The sequence below is a fragment of the Paenibacillus sp. FSL H3-0321 genome (assembly GCF_038002865.1).
Classification (GTDB): domain Bacteria; phylum Bacillota; class Bacilli; order Paenibacillales; family Paenibacillaceae; genus Paenibacillus_AQ.
Genome location: NZ_JBBODH010000001.1, coordinates 3,166,727 through 3,182,901, shown reverse-complemented (window position 1 = coordinate 3,182,901; position 16,175 = coordinate 3,166,727). Strand labels below are relative to the sequence as shown.

Below are 16,175 nucleotides of genomic sequence, written 5' to 3'. Positions count from 1 at the left end.
TCTCCTGGTAGGTTGTTGATAATTGGAAAGACGGCGTTCAAATATCGTATGATAGAATTATAGATGTAAGGGATTTGTACGGCTCTAATACTAATCGTGCGAGGTGAAGATGCTTGAGAATTTTAATCGTAGATGACAACCCGACTAACGTAATCATTATCCGTGAAATCCTGAAAAAAGAAGACTATCGAAATTTCATAACAGCATCATCCGCCAAAGAAATGCTGAAACTGCTTGGCATTGGAGGCGAAAAGAAAGGACCGCAGCAGTCGGATATCGATTTAATTCTGCTGGATATGATGATGCCAGAGATGGATGGAATCGAGGCTTGCCGTGTGGTTCAACAATATGAGCATCTAAGGGATATTCCGATTATTATGGTTACCGCTGTGGGGGATTCCAAGAAATTGGCGGAGGCACTGGATGCCGGAGCTGTGGATTATGTTACGAAACCGATTAACAAGGTTGAACTTATGGCGCGTATCCGGCTGGCGCTCCGCCTCAAGCGGGAGAAGGATTGGCATAAAGAGCGGGATCAGCGGATGCAGGATGAATTGAAGCTTGCAGCACTTGTGCAGAATGCTGTACTCAGTTTGCCAATTACGGATGAGGTTTTGGAGGCGCATGCCATCTATCAGCCTTCCGCTGAACTGGCCGGTGACCTGTATGCCTGGTATCCGCTGGGAGACGGCAGGTATGCTGTGATCCTGCTGGATATGATGGGACACGGGATCTCCTCGTCGCTTTTCTGTATGTTTCTGGCCTCTGTGCTTAAGGATACTGTGACTACGTACGTGGAGCCGGAGAAGGTAATTCAAGAGCTGAACCGGCGGTTTAACCAGCTCTATATCGAGAAACAGCTGGTCCAGTATTACTTTACCGCGATTTATCTTGTGATTGATACGCGAATGAAGCGAATTGACTATGTAAATGCCGGACATCCGCCGGCGCTGCTCTTTGAAGGCAACGCCAAGAAACCAGTGCTGCTGGAGAGCAACTGCCATCCGGTCGGGTTGTTCGACCGAATTGATATTCAGCCGCAGAGTTTGAGTTTCGAAGAGGAAGGGCATCTGGTAATGTACACTGACGGTCTGCTGGAAATGGCCCCGGGTGAACAGGAAGAGCAACTGGACTTTATGATCGGGAATCTGAACGGGGACCACGAATGGCGTGAAGAGGTTATGCAGGAGGCTTTTTTCACAGATGAAGCGGACCAGGAACGTGATGACGACAAATGCCTGGTGTGGATCACGCTGAAGAAAGGAACGGATAAGGAATGAAGATAAAGGCCAAGCTGCTGATCGGCTTCAGCGCGATGCTGGCAATTATGTTGGCACTTACGCTGATTGGATACGATCGGCTTAATTATATGAGCAACCAGCTAGACGGCTTTCAGGACAGATACAGCAAGGGGCGTGCGATTTCCGGACTTCGGGGCGAAGTCAATGATATGGCGCGGATCCTGACCACATCGATGCTGAATGCCGATACGCTGTCTGTGGGTGCCCAGAAAACTGAGATAGACGGCAAAGTCATCAAGGCGGAAGGGTATTTGAAGACCATAGAAGCTTCGATGAGTGCTGCGGAAGAAATGGAGTTTTTGAGCCGGATTAAGAAAGCTAATTCCGCTTACCTGAACTATCAGAATAAAGCGTTGGAGATGCTTACAGCCGGTTATTTTCAGAATGCCAACACTTACCGCAATACAGACGGACAGGTCATCCAGAACGAGGTGCTGGACAGTCTGAATGCCCTCGCTGATTATAATGCCTATCAGATGACCGAAGAAAATGCCACCGCGCAGAAAGCTTATGAAAGATCCATTCAAATGGTAACGCTGATTATGATTGTGGGGCTGCTGCTTGGACTTGGTGTCGTCCTTTGGGTGATTCCAAGCATTACGCGCGGTCTTAATGTCGTTTCCATGATGATTACGAGCTTCGGAAACGGCAAGATGCGGGCGATCCGCAGGCTCAAGGTAGTCTCTAAGGATGAAATCGGTGATGTAGCCCGAGTATTTCAGGAGATGGCGGAGGACATCGAACAAAAGCAGCAGCTGGAAAAAGCTTATGCGCAGGCTCAGAGCGATCAGGCCTGGCTGAATGCGAATATCGCACAGGTAACAGAACTGCTGCGCGGCGTCAGTTCACTTGATCAGGTGTCGCAGACCTTTATCAACGAATTCACTCCTGTGCTGGGAGCCCAATACGGCGCGGTTTATTTGAAGGATAGCAACAATCCTAATCTGCTCACTGCAAGCGGCTATTATGCCGGTGAAGGTGGCGACAAGCCGAAGGAAGGGTTTGAAATCGGCCAAGGGCTTGTCGGACAAAGCGCCCTGGATAAGAAGCCGATCAAACTGACAGAGGCTCCGGACGATTATATTTCCATTTCTTCAGGGTTTGGCGATTCCCATCCTCAACATATATCTATTTATCCGTTGTTGTTTGAGGATGAACTGCTTGGCGTTGTTGAATTTGCCTCCTTTACGCCATTCACCGCGCTGCAGAATGAATTGCTGCATCAACTGACGAATAATCTCGGTGTCATCCTGAACAATATCAGCCGCAGACTCGTGGTGGAGGAGCTGCTGCGCGAATCACAGGCGCTCACGGAAGAACTGCAGTGCCAGTCGGAGGAGCTCCAGACCCAGCAGGAAGAACTTCGCCGCTCCAACGAGAATCTGGAGGAGCAGACCGATGCACTTAAACGTTCGGAGGAGCTGCTGCAGCGGCAGCAGGGAGAACTGGAGCACTACAATAGTGAACTGGTATCCAAAACCCGCGCGCTGGAGGATCAGGTCCAGGAGGTTGAAGAGAAAAAGGATGAGATTGAGCACGCCCGTGTCCAGTTGGAGAAGCAGGCGATGCAGCTTGCTGTAACGAGCAAATACAAATCGGAGTTCCTGGCCAACATGTCCCATGAGCTGCGGACTCCGCTGAACAGTCTGCTTATCCTTTCACAGCTGCTTACCGAGAATAAAGAGGGTAACCTGTCGGAAAAGCAGGTTGAATTCGCGCACACGATCTATATGTCCGGTGCGGATCTCCTGAAGATGATTGATGAAATTCTTGATCTTTCCAAGGTTGATGCAGGTAAGATGGAGCTGAATTATGAAGAAGTTCCGCTGACGGAGCTCAAAACCTTTGTGAAACAGAATTTTGCTCCTCAAGCCCTTAAGAAAGGGCTGTCTCTGCGTCTTTCCTTTAATGAGCCACTGCCGGACAGTTTATTTATAGACAGTCATCGCCTGAAGCAAATTCTGCGCAATCTGTTGTCTAATGCCTTTAAATTTACCAGCGAGGGTTATGTGGGATTTGAGGTAAGCCGTGCAGTACCTGCTCAATTACCGTCCTTCCTTCCGCCGGAGTATGAGTATATTTCCATAGCTGTGAAAGACAGCGGTATCGGGATTCCTGCAGACAAGACAGATATCGTATTTGAGGCGTTCCAACAAGTGGATGGGACGACCAGCCGCAAATATGGCGGCACCGGTCTTGGATTGTCGATCAGCCGTGAGTTAGCACGGTTGATGGGCGGTGCCATCGGGCTGGAGTCGCGTGAGGGACAAGGTAGCACGTTTACGCTGTATCTGCCGGTCCAAGGGAATTACAGCCTGCTTCCAGGAGCAGTTGAGGCGGCCGCGGCCCAAGAGGCGGCGACGCTGGCAGAATACGTGGAGGAACTACAACCTGCTAAATCCGGAGATGTCATTCCTGCCCCGCTTAATCCAGTGATGGTGGAGGATGACCGTGAGAATTTGACGGCAAACGATAAGGTTCTGCTTATTGTTGAGGATGATGAGAGCTTTGCCAAAATATTGCTCGATATGGCCCGCGGACGCGGCTTCAAGGGATTGGTGGCGCTGCAGGGGGATATCGGGCTGCAAATGGCCAAATCCCACCTGCCGGATGCGATTATTCTGGACATCCAGCTGCCGGTTATGGATGGCTGGGCGATACTCAGAGAGCTTAAGGGCGCATCACAAACGCGGCATATTCCTGTTCACGTTATCTCTGTGAATGATGAGATGAAGCAGGGCCTAATGATGGGCGCGATGGCTTACTTGAGAAAACCTTCGACCCGGCAGGCACTGGAGCGGGCATTCTCACAAATCGAGAGCTACACAGCCAGTACCCTGAAGCATCTGCTGATTGTCGAGGATGATGAAACTCAGCGCCGTTCCATTATGGAGCTTATCGGCCATGATGATGTCGCCATTACGGCGGTTTCAACCGGACAAGAAGCGCTCGGTGAACTGCGTAAACAGAAATACGACTGCATGGTTCTCGACCTGATGCTTGACGATATGAACGGCTTCGAACTGCTTGATCAGATCCGCGATGATGAGGAACTGAATGATCTGCCGATCATTATCTACACAGGCAAGGACCTGGACAGCAAGGAAGAGACACAGCTGCGGAAATATGCCGAGTCGATCATTATCAAGGATGTGCGCTCGCCGGAGAGACTGCTGGATGAGACTACGTTGTTCCTCCACCGGGTGGAAGCCAATCTTCCGGAGGATAAGCGTAAAATTCTGCAAAAGCTGCACAATAAAGAAGAGCTGTTTGAGGGAAAGAAGATTTTACTCGTGGATGATGATATCCGCAACGTATTTGCCCTCTCCAGCGTACTGGAAGAATACCACATGGAAGTGAAGTTCGCAGAGAATGGCCGGGAAGCACTCGATATGCTGGTCGAACAGGAAGATTTTGATCTGGTGCTCATGGATATGATGATGCCGGAAATGGACGGGTATGAGGCGATGCGCCGGATTCGCCAGATGCCGCAGTATCATAAATTGCCAATAATCGCGCTTACGGCCAAGGCAATGAAGGAAGACCGGGCCAAGTGTATTGAAGCGGGAGCTTCGGATTATATGAAGAAACCGATCGGTACCGATCAGCTACTTTCTTTAATGCGCGTTTGGTTGTATTCGTAAGCGTAAATTTGGGGTAATAGCATTACAGCACCAACAAACAACAGACCGGAAATACGGCAAATGCAAGGGAGCCTTGATAACATGACAGCTATGGAACGGGGATATGATGAGGAGCTCACCCAATCGGGAAGCAAGCAGGAGCTGGAGCAGATTGAAATTGAGCTGCTTCTGAGCGGCGTGCATCGCTTGTACGGATATGATTTCAGAAATTACGCCATGCCTTCTTTGAAACGGCGTATCTGGCATCACGTCCATGCCGAGAATGTGCCGAGCATATCCGCGCTGCAGGAGAAGGTGCTGCATGACCGAGCCTGCTTTGAACGGTTCGTCTACAGCCTTTCCATCCCCGTGACGGAAATGTTTCGGGATCCAGGCCTCTTTTTAACTTTCCGCCAAAAGGTGATCCCGCTGCTGAGGACTTATCCTTATATCAGGATCTGGCATGCAGGCTGCTCCACTGGCGAAGAGGTATACTCCATGGCGATTCTGCTGCACGAAGAAGGGCTCTACGACAAGGCGCGCATCTATGCCACTGATATGAACGAACGCTCGCTGCAGCAGGCTAAGGAAGGCGTATATGAGATCGGTAAGATGAAGCAGTATACCAAGAATTATATGGAGGCGGGCGGGACCCGCGCATTCTCTGAATATTATACAGCGAAATACAATTCAGTTATTCTACAGCCGTACTTGCGTAAAAATATTATCTTTGCAGAGCATAATCTGGCAACAGACACCTCATTCAACGAATTTAATGTCATCTTTTGCCGGAATGTCATGATCTATTTCAATGATGAACTTCGCGACCATGTGCACGGCTTGTTTTATGAGAGCCTCAGCCGGTTCGGAGTACTGGTGCTCGGTTCCAAAGAATCTATTCACTTCACCAGGTATAGCGACAGCTACGAGCCACTGGATAGAGTAGAAAAAATCTATCGTAAGAACAATTAGCGGGATAGGAGGGGCCTATGGGGGTTCAAGAACCAATTCATATATTGCTGGTTGACGACCGTCCTGAAAATCTGCTGGCGCTTGAAGCTGTGCTTGAGAGTCAACACTATAAGCTTGTCAAAGCCAATTCCGGTGAAGAAGCGCTGAGATGTCTGTTAAGATATGAGTTTGCGGTGATTGTGCTGGACGTGCAAATGCCGGGTATGGATGGTATTGAAACCGCCAAATTAATCAAAGCCAGAGAAAAGACGAAGGATATTCCAATTATTTTTATCTCTGCCAACAGTAAAGAGGCGGAGCATCTGTTCGCGGGATATTCTGCCGGGGCTATTGATTATATGGTCAAACCCTTCATTCCGCAGATCTTGAAGTCCAAGATTGAGGGCTTCGTTAACATGCACTTAACTAACAAGAAACATCAGATGCAGTCTATGCTGCTGCAGCAAAAGACGCAGGAGCTGGAGAAAATCAACGGAGAGCTGGTTAAGGCTAAGGAAGCGGCAGAAATTGCTGCTAATGCCAAAACCGAGTTCCTGGCTATGATGAGCCATGAGATTCGCACGCCGATGAACGGTGTGGTGGGTATGATTGACCTGCTGATGGAAACTGAGCTGGCTCCGGAGCAGAAGGAGTATACGGAGATTATCCGCAAAAGCGCCGATACCCTGATTACGGTCATTAACGATATCCTTGATTTCACGAAGATGGAATCCGGCAAGATGGAAATGGAAGAGCAGTTATTTGAGCTACAGACCACTGTTCAGGAGGTATTTAGCTTGTTTTCTGCCGAAGCGGGCAAGAAAAACCTGGAGTTGGCCTATTTCATTGATCAGAATCTTCCAAAGCTGATCTACGGAGATATGGCCCGTTTGCGTCAAGTCCTAATCAATTTAGTCGCCAATGCGGTGAAGTTTACCAATCAAGGCGGAGTTTACCTTGTTGCATCCGGCCTGCCAACAGCTGATAATAAACTGGTAGTTGAATTTACCGTGAAGGATACAGGCATCGGGATTTCTCCGGAAAAATGTGACCGGCTGTTCAAGCCTTTTTCCCAGCTTGATTCTTCTATGACACGCAAATACGGTGGAACCGGTCTCGGGCTGGCAATCTGCAAATCCCTTGTCGGGATGATGGGCGGCGACATACGCGTAGAATCGATGGAGGAGAAAGGGGCGACCTTTGTATTCACGATTGAGGCAGCGAAGCCTGAGGATGAGCTGGCAAGGGGATTTCAAGAGGTGGAGCCGTATGAAGACGTGGACAGCCAGAGATGGCGGAGAAAAGTCCTTGTTGTAGACGACCACCCGATTAATCAGCGGCTTATGGTCAGCATGCTGGATAAGCTGGGTTATGACGCCGACGTCGCCGAGGACGGCAGCCAGGCAGTGGAGCTGGCAATGAAATATGCTTATGATTTTATTTTTATGGATCTGCAGATGCCTGTCATGGACGGTCTGACGGCGACCTCCAAAATCCGGATCAGCGATGGGCCATCCGCCGAGAAGGCAGTCATCATCGCGATGACGGCCAATGTCATGGAGGGTATCCAGAACCGTTGCATGGCTTCAGGCATGGACGGTTATATCAGCAAGCCGCTGAAGCTCAGCAGCATTAAACAAATTATTGCCCGTTATTCAAGACAGGATAGTCACGTCAATGGACGGAATACAACCCTTTTCAAAACATGAACCAGTATTTGCCTATGATGTAGAATTAGTTTTTTTGTTTCAAACCTAGGTCTTTAGGGTTATTGGTAAAGAAAACATTTAATCAGGAGAGTTGTCTATGAATACACATAAAAGCGAAAAATTCCATGCAAAAACCGAAACTGAAGGCAGCGTTTGTACGGTTTCCCTGATTGGAGAACTAGATTTGTCTGTTGCTCCCGATTTCCGTTTGGTCATGGAGCCGCTTGTGGGAGATACGGGGCTTGACCTCGTTATTAATCTGAAAGACTTGAGATATATTGACAGCACCGGTATTGGAATCCTGCTCTCGATCCTCAAAGCAAGACACGGGATGGACGTTAAGTTTACCGTTGAAGAAGTTCCGCCGCAAATCCAGAAGCTGTTTGATATGACCGGTATTTCTAAGTTTTTTGCCCCCCAAGAGAATTCCCACTAGGAAAGGATCGAACTAAGGATGAGTGATGACGTGCAAAAAGTAGTTCTTCAGTTACCTGCGAGCGCAGAATATGTCGATATCGTTAGACTGAATTTATATGGCATTGCCTCAAAAATGGGTTTTACCTATGAAGATATTGAGGATATGAAGGTAGCAGTTTCGGAAGCCTGTAATAACTCTGTATTATATGCGTACGGCCAAGAAGATGGTTTGGTCGATGTAATCTTTGAAGTAGGAACAAGTGCCTTGTCCATCACCGTCAAAGATGAAGGGGAGAGCTTTGACGGATTGGATTCGCCCGACGGACGCATAACGCTGCATGATAAAGAGCTGAGTGATGTTCAGGTTGGCGGACTGGGATTTTATTTAATGCAAGCGCTCATGGATGACGTAAGCGTCGTGAGTGAAGCAGGGAGAGGGACAGTCGTTACCCTGACTAAGCGGCTTAATTTCAGCGAGGAGAAAGTATGAGCGATAAAGTGACTCCCCCAGAGTCCATGAACGAAGCAGTAAGTTTGATCTGGGAATATCAGCAGACCAAGGATAATGAAATTGCCACCGTGCTGATCAAGAAATATGAGCCGATGGTGAAGATGGCTGCCGGGAAAATTGCCCGCAACCGTCCGGATCTTTATGAAGATCTGTATCAGGTGGGGCAGATGGCGCTTATCCGGCTGCTGCAGCAATACGATATCAGCTTGGGCATCCCGTTTGAGCCTTATGCGATGAAGAGCATGATCGGGCATATGAAAAATTTCCTGCGGGATAAATCCTGGTACATACAGGTTCCAAGACGGATTAAAGAGAAAGGCGCCCTTGTGCAGCAGGCCATTGATGAACTTACCATCAGGCTGGAACGTTCTCCTGCTGTGGAAGAGATCGCCCATTATCTTGATCTTACCGTGGAAGAAACTGTAGAAGTACTGGCCGGCAGGGAATGTTATCATTACGTATCACTGGATTCGCCCCTCTCGCAAGAGGAGACGGGCGCTACTCTCGGCGAGCTGATCAGCTCCGAAGCCAACGATTACGAGACTGTGGAGAAACGTATGGATCTCCAGCAGGCGCTGGGCCAGCTTAAGGAGCAAGAGCAGCAGGTGCTGCTGCTGGCGTTCCAGGACGGCCAGTCGCAGCGTGCCATCGCGCAGAAGCTCGGCGTATCACAAATGAGCGTCTCACGGATCCAGAAGCGGGCCACCGAGAAGCTGAAACAGATCATGGCGAACTCCTCCTATTGATTCTTATCGCTAGTCCCCAAGATTAGGACATGCCTTATCCCCGCCGGGGAAGGGTATGTCTTTTTTAAAATATAAGCATTTATATGCTTCACGCTATAAATTATCCTTCTATTTCTCGCTGAAACGGATACCGTCCTTTTGAGGACGGCGAAGCCGTTTCTGCTTGTTTGCATTAAACCTGAAGCGGACATACACAACCACCCCGCTAAGCAGTCTGTTCAGCAGACTGCTTAGCGGGGTGGATAACGATGCTATCAACTGTTGGCATCAATATACTTTTTGATTTCTCCAAGATATTCACCGATAACGGGTACATCAAGAAACAGGCTGAGAATGTAACCCAATAAGCCGAGTATCACGAATGTACCGAGTGAAAGCCCAAGACCCCGGGATATCCCGGCCATAAGGTTCGTAATAATCCGCTTTTTGGGATCCGTATAATTCTCAAGGATATCCTTGAATTCGGATTTTTCCAGTGAATCGGCAATTTTGTCGAGCCTTGCGTTCAGCCGTTTGACTTCATGCCGCAATTCAAAGGGATGCTCTTCGACTTCGTAGGTTTTGGTCTTGCTGCCTGCATCTCCCATAAGGCGTCCCTGCTTTCTTTAGCCGTATAAGGGCTTTGATAAAAATGCAGCTTCATTCAAGAAGAAGCTGCATTCCTCATAACAACAGCCAGCTGCGGTGAGCTGGCTGTTCTCAAATTTAGATCAAGCCGTGATTCACCGTAGTTTAGTAAGAAGACTTGTAAGAGGCTTTTACTTCGTCTTTGGCATCCTTGGCTTCATCGGCTATCTCTTTAGAGGATGCTTTGGCCTCATCGGCTACATTCTTAGCTTCCTCTGCTACATCTTTAGACGCATCTTTTACGTCAGAAGCAACATTTTCGGAGACTTCACTGATGGAATCGCCCAGTTTTTTGCCTGTTTCCGCCAATGTGGCAGCAATTTGCTGTTTACTGTCGCTTACGGTAGTGAAGATGTCGGAGGCTTTGGCCGATACAGTGCTTGCGAGATCGGTTGCTTTTTCCCCAACAGTAGTCGCAATTGTTTTAGTCTTGTCCGTTACGACACCTGCAACCTCTTTGGTTTTGTCTGTAGCCAGCGTAAGCTTATCAGACAAGTCACTGCGCATTTCACGGCCGGGCTTAGGGGCGAACAACAGCGCAGCGGCAGCGCCGAGCAAACCACCAATAAAGATTCCTTTGAAAAAAGTGCTTCCGCTTTCTACCGGATGTTCCGTTTCTGCTTTATTCATGACTAATCACTCCTCATTAGATTATGGTATTCCGAAATTAGGCGGCTGCCGTCATTCGAATTCAGGATAGCCTGAAGTATCTTACTTCGTATATAAACGTTGGCGTATAGGCTGAAACAGCAGACAAGTATGGAGAAGAATGGGAGAGACTAGAGCAGGATACGTGAACAAAGGAAGATTTTCCTATTAAAAACAACGAAATATGGAGCTTTACAAATATCCTCATGCGGAAATACGAAAGTTCACACTTGATAGTAATAATCATTAATGATTGACCGGGAAAGGAACAGGGTAAGAAATACTTAATTAAAGCGCCTATAACAATTTAAATCGAGGAGCGGTTTCGACCCGTTAAGCACGGAGAAGGTTCCAACATCTTTGGAGGTGCATGGTTATGATAAAAGTAGTTACGTCAGCAGAAAGACATACTTCGAATAGAGAATGGATTCACAGTGAGTTCAGTTTTTCCTTTGCCGATTATGATGATCCCAGCAATGCGCACTTTGGTGCGCTGCTCGCACACAATGACAATGAACTGAAACCGGGACAAGGGATGCATGAGCATCCGCATCATGATCTGGAGATTATCACCTATGTTGTTTCCGGAGTACTGAAGCATCAGGATGACCTCGGCAATCACGCGGATATTCAGGCAGGAACGGTTCAGGTCATGAGTGCGGGGACCGGGGTTAACCATTCGGAGACGAATCCTTCGGAAAGCGACAATGTGCGGTTTCTGCAAATCTGGCTGCTTCCTAGCACACCGGGGCTTGCACCGAAATGGGATGCAAAGTTTTTCCCGCGTGAGTTCAAGGGCAACACGCTGCTGCCTGTCGTTTCGGGGAGTGGTGAGGAAGGCACATTGAAGGTGAATGAGGATGCAACTCTTTATCTATCGGTGCTGGACACGAACAGGGAGCTTCATTATGCGCAAAAAGAAGACAGGCGGACGCACATCTTCCTTATTTCCGGGGATGCAGAAATTTCTTGCTCAGATGGCACTTTTCAGCTGAAGCCAGGCGATGCCGCGCGTATCCGCAAGGGTTGTGACTTGACGATCAAAAGCATTGGCAGTGAAGGCGAAGCGGAACTTATACTGATTGATTTGCCGTAAGCATTAAATCTTGCCCGTTGCATTGTACTTGTAAGCATAATAAATCCTAAAGGAGCTCCTTGCCTGACGGCCATCCGCGCGGATGGAATCGTAGGCAAGGAGCTCCTGTGCATGCATGACAGGTTATTTGAAAAATATAAGAATTTATATGCTTCGCGCTATAAATTATCCTTCTATTTCTTGCTGAAACGGATCCCGCCCTTTTGAGGACGGCGAAGCCGTTTCCACTTGTTTCTATTTCTTACGCAGGCGTCCAAGCTCGGAGACAAGCGCCTCCACCTGCGAGATGCTGAGCCGGTCGCTGCTCATGGCAACTTCATAAATATCAAGAATATCCTCATAGTTGTTCACCGAGAAAGCAGAAGCCTGCATGGCTGCGGCGCTGGCCATCTTCAGCTTGCTCTTAATGCCCTCGATCATATATTCCACATTTTCCTGGCTGGGCTGCGATAAATCCATGGGGTTAAACAGTCCTCTCTGTGTTTGGATTCAAATATTCTATCATGATTGGGCAAGGAAACACCATTTTTTTGTTGGCTTCATCTAAATCATGTTAAATTAAAAGAAATAAACGAAGGGTTCTATATAAGATGAACTAAAGAACTACCTAGAGGCAAAAGCATCGGAGGGGAAGTTTGGAACTGTAGGAGCGATAGCGACCGCCTTTGTCAACGGATTTCAACCGCAAATAGCGGTATAAATCAAGAAATCTGTGGACAACAGCGGCCGGAAGTCCAAATATTCACCGCAGTTGCGTTCTATGCCGGCTCGGTAAATCTAAAGTTCAATTTATATAGAACAGGAGGGAGTCAGGGAATTGGCGATCAGGGAGCAGGAGAGCAGAAAACGGGTAAAAAAAGACGCGGCCGGGCTGGTTACCTTCTTCCAAAGCATTGCCGAACATCACTCGGCAGAGCAGGTCACATTCTTGTGCATCGGTACCGACCGCTCCACAGGGGATGCCCTTGGACCGCTGACCGGAAGCAGTCTGGTGGAGCATGGCTTCCCGAATGTTGTAGGCACGCTTCCATCGCCTTGCGATGCGGATACTCTCGTCAACCGGATATCGGGGATTCCCGCCGGGCAGATTATTATTGCCATTGATGCTTGTCTTGGACCGCCGGCGGCACTGGGCTGTTATTTTGCAGCCAGTGAGCCGCTGCGGCCAGCGCAGTCGGTCGGTGTGAGTCTGCCGGCAGTCGGGCATTATAGTCTTGCGGCAATTGTCGATATTAACGGGCCCCGCCCTTACCGGACCCTGCAGACGACGCCGCTGCACAGGGTAATGGTTATGGCTGGAGAGATTGCCGCAGCTGCGGCAGAAGGCTTTGGGTTGAAATAGAGGAGACAAGTTTCAAGACGGGCGGTTCTGCTTAAATAATTAAGACAAGCAAATGGCATTCCATTTAATTGCAGACTCATCCGCATACCTTGTATAGCTACTACATAGAAAGAAGGAATCAGCCCATGGAAAATGTTCGATGCGATGGAACCAATATTTGTTACAGTGATCAAGGCGAAGGCGACGTTATTGTACTGCTGCACGGCTTTTGCGGTAGCTCCGGATATTGGGAGCAGGTCATCCCTTATCTTAGCGGAAGCTACCGGGTGATCGCACCGGATTTGCGCGGCCACGGAGTTTCGGATGCTCCACTCGGAGCGTACAGCATCGATCAGATGGCCGATGATGTTCTTTCCCTGCTGAATGCGCTGGAAATCCCTGAATGTTACTTGCTGGGTCATTCGCTTGGCGGCTACATAACGCTGTCCTTCGCCCAGCGGCATGCCTCACGTTTGAAGGGATTCGGACTGATTCACTCCACGGGTTATCCTGACAGTGAAGAAGCCAGGGAGAAACGCCTGAAAAGTGTCAATACGATCCAGAACGATGGAATTACTACGTTTGTGGACGGACTGGTGCCTGGACTCTTCGCTCCTGCTGCAGCACCGCAGCTGTTGCAGCGGGCGAAGGAAATCGGCTATAGAACACCTCCGCAAGGCGCGGCCGGTGCCGCACTGGCCATGCGCGAGCGCCCTGACCGCCGTGATGTCATTTCGGCTACCGCACTGCCGGTGTTGCTCGTTGCCGGCGCGGAAGACGGTCTGATTCCTGCCGGGCGGACCTTCACGTCCGATAAGCCGAATGTAACCAAGGCAACGATTTCCGGAGCAGGCCACATGAGTATGTATGAAGCGCCGGAACGTTTATCAGAAATTATTAAAGACTTCGTGCTTGCGCAAGTTAAGAAATAACCGATACTTGAGATCTCATAAATAACGGGTGAAGAAAACACTTCACTTACATAAAAAGGCAGCATCCGTCTATTGACGCGGTGCTGCCTTTTTATAAAACTCTCTTTCACGCTGGAAATGTTTAATTGAACTTGCGGATTGCAGGAACACATAGAACAAGAGCGATACAGGCCATGCCAAGTCCGGAGAAAATGGCAATCGTAGCTACACCGCCTATAAGATCGGCGAGCCAGCCTACAAGGATGTAGCCGACGGGCAGCAAGGCGAAGGAGCCGAATAGATCAAGACTGGCTACACGTCCGAAGGCTTCTTGCGGAACGAGCTCCTGCAGGCTGATCTCCCAGATGAGGATAAAGACCATGAGGCCGAATCCCTCCAGGGCGAACAAGGCAATAGCTGCCGCAGGGCTAGTAACGAACGGCAGGATAAGCAACGCGAGGCCGCCTAGAAATGCTCCTCCGTAGGCGATGATGCCGCGGTGGTTCCATCTCTGCTTCATGCCGATGATCAGTCCGCCTAGAATGGCTCCGACACCGGAGAATGTACCGGCAAGCCCGTATACATATGGCTCCCAGCCATGATGAACTTTGAAAAGCCATGGCACAAGAATGCTGGTGACGCCGGCGTAACAAATATTGATGAAGCAGAAGGCGAGGATGGTGATCCATAACCAGGGGTTGCTGCGCAATACAGCAATGCCTTCTTTGAAATCCTCTTTCCAGTCGTTATGAGGAGAGGCTGCCGCAGCTGCGGCGGTTTCTAGTGCCTGAGGTGACGAGGCTGCAGACACTGCAGCCTGTGTTCTAGGCATCAGCGCTTTGCGCAAATAGACGAGACAGACCAGGGAGAACAGGTAAGTAAAAGCATCGAGCCCAAAACCAACCCCAGCCGAGAGATAGGTGATAAGCAGCCCTCCGAGTGAAGGGCCGATTAAACGAACCATCTGTATAGTCATTTGCGACAGTGAGTTGGCGGCAACCCGGATTTCCGGAGTGAATACCGAGGCCTGGACTGCAGCGTAGGCGGGACGGAACAGACCGTCAAACAGACCGTAAGCACCTACAAATATACAGAGAAGCGGAACGGTCAATAGACCGGTCAAAGCCAGCAGGGCTGTGATGATCATGACGGCAAAGCGGGCGATATCGGCAATCATCATAATCCTGACCCGGTCGTAGCGGTCTACAATATGCCCGGAAATCGGCAGCATGATCACATTGGGCAGCATATAAATTGCCATTACGAAGCCCATGGTTGTTGTTGATCCAGTCAGGGAGTAGACCATAACCGGGAGAATAACCATGGTCACCGAGCTGCCCAGGACGGAAATCAAATTTCCCAGCCATAAAAAAGGGAAAGTCCGTGATTTGGCAAAGGGTTCGGCAAATCGGCGCAGCGGATTGTTTTTGGTATGTTCGGGTGCAGCAGTAGGGATCATCTAGGGACCATCCTCCGGTTCTATAAGGGAATCTGTATGCAGGCGGCCGATAATGACATCGATACCGTATTCCTCTCCTTGGGTGACTTTCGATTCCCAGGCGGAAATGAACATCATCATCTCCTGCTGGAAAGCCTTCAGCTCAGCTGGGGACAAGGATAGTCTTGTAACGAAATGCTCCACTGTATCCTCTTTGCGGAATTGGAAGCCGCTGAAGTTCTCGGAGCGGAAGAAGGTAGCTTTGGAGCGGTAAAATTTCTGGATAATGCCTCCGGCTGTTTCCGTACGGACAAGCTCCAGCAGACCGCCATCGAACAGCTTGATGATATGGTAGTGGATATTGCCGGGTGTCTTGTGCAGCTTCTCGGCAACCTGCTTGGAGGTTAGCGGTTCATCTGCCAGCGCATGCATAATCTTGATTCGCAGCGCACTTTCCAGCAGCTTGTTCTGCTCTGGTGTAACCTGCAGAGGTTGGATAGAGTCTGCTTCCTGCTGCTGTTCCTGATCTTTGTCCCGGTCTTGACGAACCGGCAGTTGTTCCACGCAGTTCTCCGTTTCCGGTTGACTATGCCCGGTATTGTCTTCATTCATGTCTATTCCTCCTGCCCGTGCAATCTCAATTTCTCTGCAATCCATTCAATGCTCTTCATTCTGTATTTTAGATTGATCTGGAATCCAGATCAGTAAGACCAGTGAGGTTATTATAGGGTAGCCTTTGTTTTTTTGTCAAGGAATTCCAAGGCGTGGGTACGGAGTGGTGGCACGGAGCGGTGGAATGGTTTAAGATTGTTTTAAAATAACTGTAGTCATCATTGGTTTAACTTGCTGAGGAATTGTGGCAGGAAAGTATTGGAG

The 16,175-nt window shown here is 49.2% G+C and carries 15 protein-coding genes; 10 read left to right on the top strand and 5 right to left on the bottom strand.

From position 1 onward, the window contains the following. Window positions 1–113: 113 nt before the first annotated feature. The 7 genes from MHI45_RS13995 to MHI45_RS13965 all read left to right on the top strand — a co-directional run bounded on the left by MHI45_RS13995 (window position 114) and on the right by MHI45_RS13965 (window position 9,258). The gene (locus MHI45_RS13995; protein ID WP_038596593.1) at window positions 114–1,280 is read left to right on the top strand and encodes a SpoIIE family protein phosphatase; all 1,167 of its coding nucleotides are present in this window, start codon (window positions 114–116) and stop codon (window positions 1,278–1,280) included. After that, the gene (locus tag MHI45_RS13990) at window positions 1,277–4,945 is read left to right on the top strand and encodes a response regulator (protein ID WP_076113330.1); all 3,669 of its coding nucleotides are present in this window, start codon (window positions 1,277–1,279) and stop codon (window positions 4,943–4,945) included. The genes MHI45_RS13995 and MHI45_RS13990 overlap by 4 nt, the downstream gene beginning before the upstream one ends. An 81-nt stretch (window positions 4,946–5,026) precedes the next feature. After that, window positions 5,027–5,896: a CheR family methyltransferase gene (locus MHI45_RS13985; RefSeq protein WP_076113331.1), complete on the top strand. Its 870-nt coding sequence runs from the start codon at window positions 5,027–5,029 to the stop codon at window positions 5,894–5,896. 17 nt (window positions 5,897–5,913) lie between these two features. Continuing rightward, entirely contained in the window at window positions 5,914–7,584 is a 1,671-nt protein-coding gene (locus MHI45_RS13980) for a response regulator (RefSeq protein WP_076113332.1), read from the top strand. A 97-nt stretch (window positions 7,585–7,681) separates the two neighbouring features. Beyond that, window positions 7,682–8,020, top strand: a complete 339-nt coding sequence (locus MHI45_RS13975) for an STAS domain-containing protein (protein WP_038596585.1) — start codon at window positions 7,682–7,684, stop codon at window positions 8,018–8,020. Window positions 8,021–8,038: 18 nt separating this feature from the next. Beyond that, complete coding sequence (gene rsbW, locus MHI45_RS13970; RefSeq protein WP_038596583.1) at window positions 8,039–8,491, top strand: anti-sigma B factor RsbW; 453 nt, start codon at window positions 8,039–8,041, stop codon at window positions 8,489–8,491. After that, entirely contained in the window at window positions 8,488–9,258 is a 771-nt protein-coding gene (locus MHI45_RS13965) for a sigma-70 family RNA polymerase sigma factor (protein ID WP_076113333.1), read from the top strand. The genes rsbW and MHI45_RS13965 overlap by 4 nt, the downstream gene beginning before the upstream one ends. A 254-nt stretch (window positions 9,259–9,512) precedes the next feature. On the opposite strand, the gene MHI45_RS13960 is transcribed toward MHI45_RS13965, so the two are convergent. Both MHI45_RS13960 and MHI45_RS13955 read right to left on the bottom strand, forming a co-directional pair. Continuing rightward, window positions 9,513–9,845: a DUF5665 domain-containing protein gene (locus MHI45_RS13960; protein ID WP_038596579.1), complete on the bottom strand. Its 333-nt coding sequence runs from the start codon at window positions 9,843–9,845 to the stop codon at window positions 9,513–9,515. A gap of 145 nt (window positions 9,846–9,990) precedes the next feature. Continuing rightward, window positions 9,991–10,515 (bottom strand): YtxH domain-containing protein, encoded by a 525-nt coding sequence (locus MHI45_RS13955; RefSeq protein ID WP_076113334.1) that lies wholly within the window; start codon window positions 10,513–10,515, stop codon window positions 9,991–9,993. A 394-nt stretch (window positions 10,516–10,909) separates the two neighbouring features. Here MHI45_RS13955 and MHI45_RS13950 point away from each other — a divergent pair, with 394 nt between their 5' ends. Next, complete coding sequence (locus tag MHI45_RS13950) at window positions 10,910–11,629, top strand: pirin family protein (protein ID WP_076113335.1); 720 nt, start codon at window positions 10,910–10,912, stop codon at window positions 11,627–11,629. Window positions 11,630–11,863: 234 nt separating this feature from the next. On the opposite strand, the gene MHI45_RS13945 is transcribed toward MHI45_RS13950, so the two are convergent. After that, on the bottom strand, window positions 11,864–12,088 hold the full coding sequence (locus MHI45_RS13945; protein ID WP_038596573.1) for a DUF1128 domain-containing protein: 225 nt from the start codon (window positions 12,086–12,088) through the stop codon (window positions 11,864–11,866). Between the two features lie 358 nt (window positions 12,089–12,446). Between MHI45_RS13945 and yyaC the strand changes: the two genes are divergently transcribed. Both yyaC and MHI45_RS13935 read left to right on the top strand, forming a co-directional pair. Further along, window positions 12,447–12,971: a spore protease YyaC gene (yyaC, locus tag MHI45_RS13940; protein WP_076113336.1), complete on the top strand. Its 525-nt coding sequence runs from the start codon at window positions 12,447–12,449 to the stop codon at window positions 12,969–12,971. 125 nt (window positions 12,972–13,096) lie between these two features. Next, window positions 13,097–13,882 (top strand): alpha/beta fold hydrolase, encoded by a 786-nt coding sequence (locus MHI45_RS13935; protein ID WP_076113337.1) that lies wholly within the window; start codon window positions 13,097–13,099, stop codon window positions 13,880–13,882. Between the two features lie 121 nt (window positions 13,883–14,003). Here the strand turns inward: MHI45_RS13935 and MHI45_RS13930 are convergent, their stop codons facing one another. Both MHI45_RS13930 and MHI45_RS13925 read right to left on the bottom strand, forming a co-directional pair. Continuing rightward, window positions 14,004–15,320: an MFS transporter gene (locus tag MHI45_RS13930; RefSeq protein WP_076113338.1), complete on the bottom strand. Its 1,317-nt coding sequence runs from the start codon at window positions 15,318–15,320 to the stop codon at window positions 14,004–14,006. Further along, the gene (locus tag MHI45_RS13925) at window positions 15,321–15,911 is read right to left on the bottom strand and encodes a winged helix-turn-helix domain-containing protein (RefSeq protein ID WP_076113339.1); all 591 of its coding nucleotides are present in this window, start codon (window positions 15,909–15,911) and stop codon (window positions 15,321–15,323) included. Window positions 15,912–16,175 lie beyond the last annotated feature (264 nt).